This window comes from Neisseria sp. HMSC31F04, assembly GCF_001807735.1.
GTDB classification, from domain to species: Bacteria; Pseudomonadota; Gammaproteobacteria; order Burkholderiales; family Neisseriaceae; genus Neisseria; species Neisseria elongata.
Map to the genome: position 1 here is coordinate 1 of NZ_KV790836.1, position 9,654 is coordinate 9,654.

Sequence of the window (9,654 nt, forward strand, 5' to 3'; positions counted from 1 at the left end):
GCTGAGGAAAAGGAATTTTGCAAAGGTCTCACCATATCGGGATAGAGCCATTTGTCCGCGCCCTTTTGGCTTTTGCCGCTTTTTTCGTGGAATATGGTGCGCGACTGTGCGGCAAAGACGGGGTGTTCCACCAGAAATTTGCACAGTAGCGGATGCAGGTCGCGCTCGTGGAATCGGGCTTTTTGCGTTTGGGCGGCAGGCGGCAGGGCGACGGCGTTTTCGGGCAGCGGCAAAGCTTTCAGGCTGCCTGAAACTGCCTGCCGCAGGGAAAACAGCTTGGGGCGGCTGCCCTGCGCCGTGATTTTGCCGTCGGGCTTTTTCGATTCCACATACAGCCGTGCGCCTACGGTTGCCCACGGCGTTTTGCCGATGGACGGCAGGCCTTGTTCGGGGTTGTAGCCGTCCAGTTCGGCGTAAAGCCGGTTTTGTTCGATAAAATCCCAAATTTCCGATGCGCTGGCTGGACGTGCCAACTGCTGCAACGCATACAGCGCGAGTTCGAGATAGGTCATGTTTTTCCCTCTTTCAAAAATACTGCCCGTTGGCTTTCAGACGGCCTGAAAAAGCAGCCTGCACTGTTTGAGTTTACCGCTTCAACTTCGCCAACGCATCCGCCATTGCCGAATTTGCAGGCTGCTTTTCGCGCGGCGGTTTGCCGGAGCGGCTGTTTGCGCCGCGGTTTTCGGTTTCAGGCAGCCTGCGCCCGCGTTTTTCCGCACCTGCTTCGTCATCCAGCCGCATGGTCAGCGCGATGCGTTTTCTGGCGGCATCGACTTCCAGCACTTTCACTTTCACCACGTCGCCGGCTTTCACCACTTCGCGCGGGTCTTGGACGAATTTATTGGACAGGGCGGAGATGTGCACCAAGCCGTCCTGATGGACGCCGATGTCCACGAACGCGCCGAAGTTGGCGACGTTGGAAACCACGCCTTCGAGTATCATGCCGACTTGCAAGTCGCTGATTTCGTGGATGCCTTCGGCGAATGAGGCCGTCTGAAACTCGCCGCGCGGGTCGCGGCCGGGTTTTTCCAGCTCGGACAGGATGTCCAAAATGGTCGGCAGGCCGAAGCGTTCGTCGGTGAAGTCGGACGCTTTGATTTGCTTCACGCGCTCGCGGTTGCCGATGAGTTCGGCGGCGGTAATGCCTTGTTGCGCCAGCATTTTGGCGACGACGGGATAGGCTTCGGGGTGGACGGCGCTCGCGTCCAGCGGCTCTTTGCCGCCGTTAATCCGCAAAAAGCCTGCCGCCTGCTCGAAGGTTTTTTCGCCCAAACGCGGCACTTTCAGCAATTTTTTGCGGCTGTCGAACGCGCCGTTTTCATCGCGGTAGGCGACGATGTTTTGGGCAAGGGTTTGATTCAAACCGGAAATCCGCGCCAAGAGCGGGGCGGAGGCGGTGTTTACGTCCACGCCGACGGCGTTCACGCAGTCTTCGACCACCGCATCCAGCGATTTGGCAAGCTGGCTTTGGTTCACGTCGTGCTGATACTGCCCCACGCCGATGGATTTGGGGTCGATTTTGACCAACTCGGCAAGTGGGTCTTGCAGCCTGCGGGCGATGGACACCGCGCCGCGCAGGGAAACGTCCAAGTCGGGGAACTCGCGCGCCGCCAGTTCGGACGCGGAATAAATCGACGCGCCGGCTTCGGACACGACGATTTTGTGCAGGCTGCTTTCGGGCATTCCGCGCACCAGTTCGCCCGCGATTTTGTCGGTTTCGCGGCTGGCGGTGCCGTTGCCGATGGCGATGAGCTTCACGCCGTGCTGTTTAATCAGGCGCGACAGCGTTGCCAACATATTGTTTTCTTGATGTAAATAGACGATAACGGTATCCAGCAGCTTGCCCGTGTCGTCCACCACGGCGCATTTCACTCCGTTGCGGTAGCCGGGGTCGAGACCCAAAGTGGTCAGCCGTCCGGCGGGCGCGGCGAGCAACAAGTCTTTGAGATTGCGGGCGAACACGGTAATCGCGTCGGTGTCGGCGGCTTCTTTCAGACGGCCTAAGGCTTCGAGTTCCAGCGACAAAAAGATTTTCGCGCGCCAAGTCAGGCGCACGGTGTCGCGCAGCCATTTGTGGCCGTCTGAAACCTTGAAACGGCGGGCGATGAGTTGCTCGTATTCGCTTTGCTGCGTCATCGGCGTGTCGTCGGGCTGGTATTTGAGCGCGATGTTCAACACGCCTTCGTTGCGGCCGCGCAAAACTGCCAGCGCGCGGTGGCTGGGTATGGCGCGCATGGGTTCGCGGTGGTCGAAATAATCGCTGAATTTTTCGCCTTCGGTTTCTTTGCCTTCAACCACTTGTGCGTGAATTTCCGCTTCGTTCCACAGCTTGTCGCGCAGCGTGCCGATGAGTTCCGCGTCTTCGGCAAACTGCTCCATCAGAATCGCGCGCGCGCCGTCCAGCGCGGCTTTGGTGTCGGGGACATTTTCGTTCAGGTAGCCTTGCGCGGCGGCTTCAACATCCTGCGGCTGCTCGGCAAGCAACACGTCCGCCAGCGGCTGCAACCCGTGTTCGCGCGCGATTTGTGCTTTGGTGCGGCGTTTGGGCTTGTAGGGCAGGTACAGGTCTTCCAGTGCAGTTTTGTTGTCGGCGGCTTCGATTTGCGCCCTGAGGTCGTCTGAAAGCTTGCCTTGCTCTTCAATGCTTTTTAAAACAACGGCTTTGCGCTCTTCCAACTCGCGCAGGTATTGCAGCCGCTCGGCAAGCTGCCGCAACTGCGTGTCGTCCAGCCCGCCCGTGGCTTCCTTGCGGTAGCGGGCGATAAACGGCACGGTCGCGCCGTCGTCCAAAAGCTCGACGGCGGCGGTGATTTGGGCGGCGGTGGCGGAGAGTTCTTGAGAGAGGATTTGAGTGATGTTCATGGGGGTCCTTTTGATGGGTGCAGGCTGCTTTTGGGGCTGCCTGAAATTAAGGGTTTTCTGTTTTTTCAAAATAGCCCAGATAGCCAATTGAAGGTGGCAAATCCATATTTTCCAATTCTAGAGGATTGATGCTCCACAAACCCGCCAGTTGTGCGGGCGTTTCTTCATCTTGCGCGGCTATCCATTTTTCAAATACTTCGTCTTGTTCAAATTCTTCTTCGGATTCGACATATACAAGGTTTAAAGATTTTTCGGCGGCGGTTTGCACGCCGAAGTTTTCCAAGATACAGCTGTCGGAAGTTTCAAAACGCCGTATCCATTTTCCATCCTCCGCTTTTGCCCATGCCAGATAATCCGTTACACGGTAAGAACCGAAATATTGCACTTCTTTGAATCGGTCTAATAACGGCTTTGTCAGCATATTGAACGGGCGTTCCGGATGGAGGCACGGCAGGGCCAAATGGCTGACAACGAACACCCAGCCGCGAATGCAGGGCGATACGAAAACGGGCTGCAGGCTGCTTTGATAGTCTGCCGCTTCCATGATTTGAACACTGCTTTGCCAGTTGGCCGGCTGTATATTCTGCAACGGCAGCTTTTCCAATACGGCTTCGGGCGAATCAGATTTGACCGCCAGCCAATTGGTTTTGAAACCGAATGACAGAGGTTGGTCGGGCTGTGTGTGGATTTCGGGCATCGTGGCTTGGTTTGCAGCTTGGCTTTCGATTTGGCTTGATGATGCGAAACCTAATTTGTTCAGCAATCCGGACAAAAAATTTTGCATGGTGTTTTTCCCTTTCAAGGCAATATTTTTCAGATACTTCATGAAATAATTTGAGGCAGGGATCGTCTTAAAAAACAAAGGCGGATTATGCCACATCGTGATAGGGCTTTCAGGCCGTCTGAAGGCAAACCGGATAGTGGGCAAACGATTTTACCGGGCGTTTCCGCCTTGCATGGCGATTACCTGCATTTTTGATGGTGATGCGTAAAGGAGGTTTGTGTAGGATGTTTGCCATCTTTTTGAGCATGTATTTGGAAGAAAAGGCCGTCTGAAATATTTTTCAGACGGCCTCTGTTTGAATTCTGTTTATTATCAGACGGAATCGGCTTAGATTTCGGTCTGCGTTTTCGGTTTTACGCTGGTAACGATACCGTCTCGGCGGTTTTGCTGTTTCTGCCCTTTGCCGTTGGGAAGGATTTGTTCAACCTTCACGTTGGCCGTGCCGGTGTGGATAAAGCCGAGTTCTTTGGCGGCGGCTTTAGACAAATCCATCACGCGGTTGCCGTGGAAGGGGCCGCGGTCGTTGATGCGGACGACGACGCTTTTGCCGTTGGAGAGGTTGGTTACGCGCGCATAGCTGGGTATGGGCAGCGTGCGGTGTGCGGCGGAGAGGGTGTTCATGTCGAAGCGTTCGCCGCTGGAGGTTTTTTTGCCGTGAAAGCCGGGGCCGTACCATGAGGCCTTGCCGGTTTGGCTGAAACTTTCGATTTTTTTGGTCGGCTGGTATCGTTTGCCGGCCACTTTGTAGCTGAGGTTGGCTGTTTTGTGCAGCGGTTCGGTTTGGACGACTACATCAGGTTGGGCGGTAGCCGCGGCTTGAACCGAAGTGTCTGCGGCGGGAGAGGCGTAGGCACTGAGTGAGAAGGCGGCAACCAGGCCGACGAATAAGTTTGGTTTGGTTTGAATCAAAACTAAATCCTGTTCCGGAGTTGATAAGGTTGGCGGCCGCAAATTCCTTTACGGCCTGTTTTTCAGACGGCCTGTCTGTATGGCAGCTTATAGGCCGTCTGAAAAACCGTTTTGCCGCCACGCTTCGAAAACGACGACGGCCACGGTGTTCGACAGATTCATGCTTCTGCTGCCTGCTTTCATCGGCAGGCGGATTTTTTGCCCCGCCGGAAGGCTGTCGAGGATTTCGGCAGGCAGGCCGCGGGTTTCCGGACCGAACAGAAAAACGTCGCCTGGCCGGAATGATACTTGATCGGGACGTGTGCTGCCCTTGGTGGTCAGCGCGAAAATGCGGCGGCCGGAAAGGGCGGACAGGCAGTCGGCGAAGTTTTCATGCACGGTCAGGCTGGCGAATTCGTGATAGTCCAGCCCGGCGCGTTTCATTTTGCTCGAATCGAGCGGGAAACCGAGCGGTTTGACCAGGTGCAAATCCGCACCGGTATTGGCGCACAGCCGGATGATGTTGCCCGTATTGGGCGGGATTTCCGGCTGGTATAAAACGACAGTAAACATAAAATCAGTCACTTAAAACGGGAGGCACTATGCCTCTATGCGGCGCGGCCGTCAAGATTTTTGCATTTTGGCCTGGGCCAGTGTCCAGCAGTATAGGTTTCCAGCCCCCGCCCACTTTAGCATTCGGGAAAGTTCGGCCAATGTTGCGTTTGTGGTCGCAACGTCGTCGATTAACAGCAAATTGCGTTTTTTAACATCGCCCGCCACGCGGAACAGCCCTACCACATTTTTCTTCCGCCGCGCATACGGCAGTGTGCTTTGCGGCGGTGCAGGCCGTCTGAAAACGGTGTCTTCGGGCAGCAGGGGCAGGCCGTATCGGGCAGACAGCAGGCGGGCGAGTTCGCCGCATTGGTTGAAGCCGCGTTCCACTAACCTCTCGCGGCTCAGCGGTACGGCGAGGATGCCGTCTATATCGGCATCGTGCAGCCAGGGCGGCGGCAGGGCGGCCATCAGTTCCGCCAACAAACGCTTCAAGGCTATCTGGCGCAGGTGTTTGAATTCGTGCAACAGGCCGCTGACGGGCGGTTCGTAATGCAGCGACGACCATAATTTTTCAAACGGCGGCGGTTTGCGCTGACAGCCGCCGCAGGGGGAAATGCCGTCGCCGATGCCGCCGCAGCGCGGGCAGCTTTGGCTGCCGGCAACGGCCGAACGGCACAAATCGTCTAGGCAGTCGCGGCATATGCCCCCTGAAGCCGAAGCGTGGCATAATAAGCAGCATTCCGGCGCACACAAATGCAACCATCGGGAAAGGATATTCATGAACAAGCATCTTCCTCATTCTGTTTACCTGATACACGGCTGGGCGGCAAACGGCCGTATATTCGACGGCCTCCGCCCGCTGCTGCCCGAAACTTGGCGGGTGCATACGCCCGACCTGCCCGGACACGGTAACGCGCCTTCGGACGGCACGTTCGACATCATGGCCGCCGCCGATGCGCTGGCGGCCGAAATGCCCGACAACGGCGATGTGGTGGGCTGGTCGCTCGGCGGGCTGGTCGCCCTCCATCTCGCCATCCGCTATCCGCACAAAGTCCGCCGCCTGTGCCTGACCTCGTCGTTTGCCAAATTCCTCGCCGCATCCGATTACCCGCAAGGGCAGAGCCGAACGGCATTGGACAAAATGATTGCCCTGTTCGAACAGGACTACCCGAAATATATGCGCCAGTTTCTGCAACTGCAACTGCTGAACACGCCGGACGGCGAGGAAATCATCGCCTCCGTCCTGCCCGACATGGTGAAAAACGGCGCGCCCGCCGCCCTGAAGGCCGCGCTTGACGCGCTCTCGCTTGCCGACGCACGCCCCTTCCTGCGCCAAATCCGCCAGCCCGTCTTGCTGGTTTACGGCGGGAAAGACAGCATCACCCCGCCGCGCATGGGCGAATACCTGGAACAACACCTGCCGTTTGCCGAATTACAGATTATCGAAAAAGCGGCACACGCCCCCTTCCTCAGCCATGCAGCCGAATTTTCCGGCCTATTGAAACGCTTCTTCGGCTGAATATTTTCAGACGGCCTGACAACCCCCCATCATCCGAACCATATGAACGACCACGACCCGACAGAACACCTTTGGCACCACTGGCCGCAGGCATGGTATCCCGTCGCCCGTGTATCCGGCTTTGCACCCGGCAAAGTACACAACGGCCACCTGTGCGGCCGCGAATGGGTGCTTTACCGCGGAGAAGACGGCGTTTTCCGCGCCACAGACGCATTCTGCCCCCACATGGGCGCACACCTGAAAAGTGCGCGCGTAGACGGCTGCTCCCTGGAATGCGGCCTGCACGGCTGCCTGGTAGACCCCGCGCAACAAACCGACACCGAACTGCCGCCCATCAGCAAAGGCTGCCGCATCGGCGCACAAGCCTGGCACTGCATCGAACGCTTCGGACTGGTTTGGCTGCACCCGCCGACCGCCGAACCCCCTCCCCCGCCGTTTGACGGCAACGGCCATCACTGGCTGACCGCAGGACCGCGTCGCATCTGCGCCGACTGGCGCGCCATGATTTGCAACGGTTTCGACCTCTCGCACATGGCGATGGTGCACCAACGTACCGTAGACGGCGACCCGAAGTTCGAATCCTTGCCCGAAGGCGGCCTCAAAATGACCTACCGAACCCGCATCCTGCCCAAAGGCGGCTTTTCCAGCTGGCTGATGCAACGGCTGTCGGGCGGGCATATCGACTTAATCCACACCTGCATCGGCAGCAGCATCATGGTGCAAAGCCGCGTCGGCCGTTTCCGCACGACGGGCGTTTTCGCCCTCCTGCCCGAAAACCCCGCCGGACACCCTCCCGAACAACGCAGCACGCAGGCCTTTGCCGCCATCGGCATCCCACACGGCGCACCCCTGCACCGCCTGCAACTTTGGATTGCCCGCTTCCTCTACCTGGCCTTCCTGAAAAAAGACTTCGTCGTCGTCGAACACATGCGCCTGAAACTCGACGGTGCGGACGACATCGGCGTCAAACAAGTCGCCGCCTACCAAAGCAGCCTCAAAAGCATGTAAGGCCGTCTGAAAACCGCCTTACCCCCAACAAACATGATAGACCTCCACTGCCACTCCACCGTCTCCGACGGCGCACTCACCCCAACCGAAGTCGTCCGCCTCGCCCACGCCAACGGCTGCGCCCTGCTCGCCCTGACCGACCACGACCACACCGGCGGTTTGGCCGAAGCCCGTGCCGAAGCCGAAACCCTCGGCATCCGTTTTATCAACGGCGTAGAAATCTCCGTTACCTGGCGCAAACGCACCATCCACATCGTCGGCCTCGACTTCGACGAACACCACGCCCCGCTGCAAAACCTACTGTCCGAAGTCCGAAAAGGCCGTCTGAAAAGACTCGAAGCCATTGCCGCCAAACTCGAAAAAAAAGGCATCTTCGGCGCATACGAAGGCGCATTGGAACGGGCGGCCAACCCGGAAATGGTCAGCCGCACCCATATCGCCTCCTTCCTGCTCGACAACGGCCACGTCCGCAACAAACAGCAAGTCTTCACCAAATACCTCGGCGAAGGCAAATCCTGCTCCATCCCCCACCAATGGGCCGAATTGGCCGACTGCGTGGGCGCAATAAACGGCGCGGGCGGCATCGCGGTCATCGCCCACCCCATGCGCTACAACCTGTCCGCCACTGCCAAGCGCAACCTGTTCGACGAATTCAAAGCCCTGGGCGGGCGCGCCATCGAAGTACACAGCGGCAACAGCAACGCCAACGACCGCCACAACTACGCCCTGCTGGCGGAACGCCACGGCCTGCTGGCCGGCGCGGGCAGCGATTTCCACCGCCCCGGCGACTACGGCGGCGGCATCCTCGGCGCATGCCCCGCCCTGCCCGACCGCTGCCGCCCCGTATGGCACGCCTTCCGCACGCCTTATGACGGCTGAAGCAATCAAATTCAAAAAGGCCGTCTGAAAACCATTGTTTGGGTTTTCAGACGGCCTTTTCAATCGGAAATACCTGCAATCAGTTTGGATATGGGAATGACAGGAACAGGCGGGCTGAGTTGACTGAATCGAGTGGCTGGAGGCAGACTTACCTCCTTGTGTGCTTTTTCGATTTTTACCAGTTTCGCATCAAACATCAAATCTGCCGTATGTCCCTATTGGATCAAAGCAGGACCCATGAATCTCGCAGAATTAGTATTCAATCATAACGGAATCGCTGTTTTCAGCCTATCGGTCGCTGTCCTTTTTCGGCAGTGGTTGGGACGTTATCTTTGGCGGCATCCTTTCAGGAAGGCTTCGCTTTTTCTGATTTGATTTCGGTTTCTACCTGCCGTTATTTCTCGCTTTTTTCAGACTACACATCTCGAATCTCGTAGAATGCTTTTTGCATTTCTTCGCGGGTCATCTTGGTTTCGCGGCCTTCGTAGGCCGTCTGCAAAGCTTCAATATAATTTTCAATATCGATTTCCCCCACTGCTTCGCTCGTCTCTTTCCAAATCATGCCGAATATGACACCTTTTGCATAACCGTATCGTTCCACAGGGGTGGCAAAGGGGGCAATGTTTGTTGCGGCGGACGCGGCGGCATTTTTTCCGCCTGCTTTCCGTTTGGCCTGCTTATGTGTCGAACGCGCCTTTTTTTGTTCTTTGTTTTCCGATGGTGTGTATACCCATTCTTCCCAAATCGCTTCGGCTTGTTTTTCGGTCATCTTGGTCGGCTCGCCTTTGTAAATGGCCAATATGGCCTCAGCCATGGCTTCCATATCGATTTCCTGACCCATCTCTTTTATCATTCTCATCTTTCGCCGTTAGCCATGCCCAATGCGTAAGCTGCCCTTTGGCCAAATGTTTTGAGAGAAGCGTCATTGGCTGTACGTTTTGCCAATACGGCTTCCTCTGCCTGATTTTCGGTCAGTTTCGTTTTGCCTTCCGCGCCGGATACATAACCGTTTTTTTGGGCAGGCATCTCAAGGGCAAGTGGAGGGGCTGTGGCAGCGAGAGTGGCTAGAGAAAAGGCACAAGCAAATGCCAACATACCGATTCTGAAAGTTTTTTTCATATATTTTTTATGAGACCTTTGCAAAATCCCCCCAAAATCC

At 56.9% G+C, this 9,654-nt stretch carries 10 protein-coding genes and 1 pseudogene; 3 read left to right on the forward strand and 8 right to left on the reverse strand.

The genetic code is table 11. The features are described from left to right. From HMPREF3107_RS11130 to HMPREF3107_RS11685, 6 genes and pseudogenes are all read right to left on the reverse strand, one after another. Positions 1-512: pseudogene (locus HMPREF3107_RS11130) on the reverse strand (HTH domain-containing protein); the annotation flags it as partial. 73 nt (positions 513-585) lie between these two features. Beyond that, positions 586-2,862, reverse strand: a complete 2,277-nt coding sequence (locus HMPREF3107_RS11135) for a Tex family protein (protein ID WP_070455515.1) — start codon at positions 2,860-2,862, stop codon at positions 586-588. A gap of 46 nt (positions 2,863-2,908) precedes the next feature. After that, on the reverse strand, positions 2,909-3,646 hold the full coding sequence (locus HMPREF3107_RS11140) for a hypothetical protein (RefSeq protein ID WP_141742884.1): 738 nt from the start codon (positions 3,644-3,646) through the stop codon (positions 2,909-2,911). Positions 3,647-3,973: 327 nt separating this feature from the next. Beyond that, on the reverse strand, positions 3,974-4,522 hold the full coding sequence (locus tag HMPREF3107_RS11145; protein ID WP_070455529.1) for a septal ring lytic transglycosylase RlpA family protein: 549 nt from the start codon (positions 4,520-4,522) through the stop codon (positions 3,974-3,976). 120 nt (positions 4,523-4,642) lie between these two features. Further along, positions 4,643-5,107 (reverse strand): tRNA (uridine(34)/cytosine(34)/5-carboxymethylaminomethyluridine(34)-2'-O)-methyltransferase TrmL, encoded by a 465-nt coding sequence (gene trmL / locus HMPREF3107_RS11150; protein ID WP_003772370.1) that lies wholly within the window; start codon positions 5,105-5,107, stop codon positions 4,643-4,645. 51 nt (positions 5,108-5,158) lie between these two features. Continuing rightward, positions 5,159-5,869: a ComF family protein gene (locus HMPREF3107_RS11685; protein ID WP_070455519.1), complete on the reverse strand. Its 711-nt coding sequence runs from the start codon at positions 5,867-5,869 to the stop codon at positions 5,159-5,161. Here HMPREF3107_RS11685 and bioH point away from each other — a divergent pair. The 3 genes from bioH to HMPREF3107_RS11170 are packed head-to-tail and all read left to right on the forward strand — an operon-like array spanning position 5,868 to position 8,495. Next, entirely contained in the window at positions 5,868-6,608 is a 741-nt protein-coding gene (bioH, locus tag HMPREF3107_RS11160; RefSeq protein WP_070455521.1) for a pimeloyl-ACP methyl ester esterase BioH, read from the forward strand. The genes HMPREF3107_RS11685 and bioH overlap by 2 nt on opposite strands. A 42-nt stretch (positions 6,609-6,650) precedes the next feature. After that, complete coding sequence (locus tag HMPREF3107_RS11165) at positions 6,651-7,616, forward strand: Rieske 2Fe-2S domain-containing protein (protein ID WP_070455523.1); 966 nt, start codon at positions 6,651-6,653, stop codon at positions 7,614-7,616. A gap of 33 nt (positions 7,617-7,649) precedes the next feature. Then, positions 7,650-8,495: a PHP domain-containing protein gene (locus HMPREF3107_RS11170; RefSeq protein ID WP_070455525.1), complete on the forward strand. Its 846-nt coding sequence runs from the start codon at positions 7,650-7,652 to the stop codon at positions 8,493-8,495. A 415-nt stretch (positions 8,496-8,910) separates the two neighbouring features. Here the strand turns inward: HMPREF3107_RS11170 and HMPREF3107_RS11175 are convergent, their stop codons facing one another. Beyond that, positions 8,911-9,354 (reverse strand): hypothetical protein, encoded by a 444-nt coding sequence (locus HMPREF3107_RS11175; protein WP_083284694.1) that lies wholly within the window; start codon positions 9,352-9,354, stop codon positions 8,911-8,913. Next, on the reverse strand, positions 9,351-9,654 hold a 304-nt coding region (locus HMPREF3107_RS12015; protein WP_210391437.1), incomplete at its 5' end, for a hypothetical protein. The genes HMPREF3107_RS12015 and HMPREF3107_RS11175, both read right to left, overlap by 4 nt.

Coding starts and splice junctions, on each gene's coding strand:
- HMPREF3107_RS11135 (WP_070455515.1), bottom strand. CDS start 2,862: ATGAACATCACTCAAATCCTCTCTCAAGAACTCTCCGCCACCGCCGCC.
- HMPREF3107_RS11140 (WP_141742884.1), bottom strand. CDS start 3,646: ATGCAAAATTTTTTGTCCGGATTGCTGAACAAATTAGGTTTCGCATCA.
- trmL (WP_003772370.1), bottom strand. CDS start 5,107: ATGTTTACTGTCGTTTTATACCAGCCGGAAATCCCGCCCAATACGGGC.
- bioH (WP_070455521.1), top strand. CDS start 5,868: ATGAACAAGCATCTTCCTCATTCTGTTTACCTGATACACGGCTGGGCG.
- HMPREF3107_RS11685 (WP_070455519.1), bottom strand. CDS start 5,869: ATGAATATCCTTTCCCGATGGTTGCATTTGTGTGCGCCGGAATGCTGC.
- HMPREF3107_RS11165 (WP_070455523.1), top strand. CDS start 6,651: ATGAACGACCACGACCCGACAGAACACCTTTGGCACCACTGGCCGCAG.
- HMPREF3107_RS11170 (WP_070455525.1), top strand. CDS start 7,650: ATGATAGACCTCCACTGCCACTCCACCGTCTCCGACGGCGCACTCACC.
- HMPREF3107_RS11175 (WP_083284694.1), bottom strand. CDS start 9,354: ATGAGAATGATAAAAGAGATGGGTCAGGAAATCGATATGGAAGCCATG.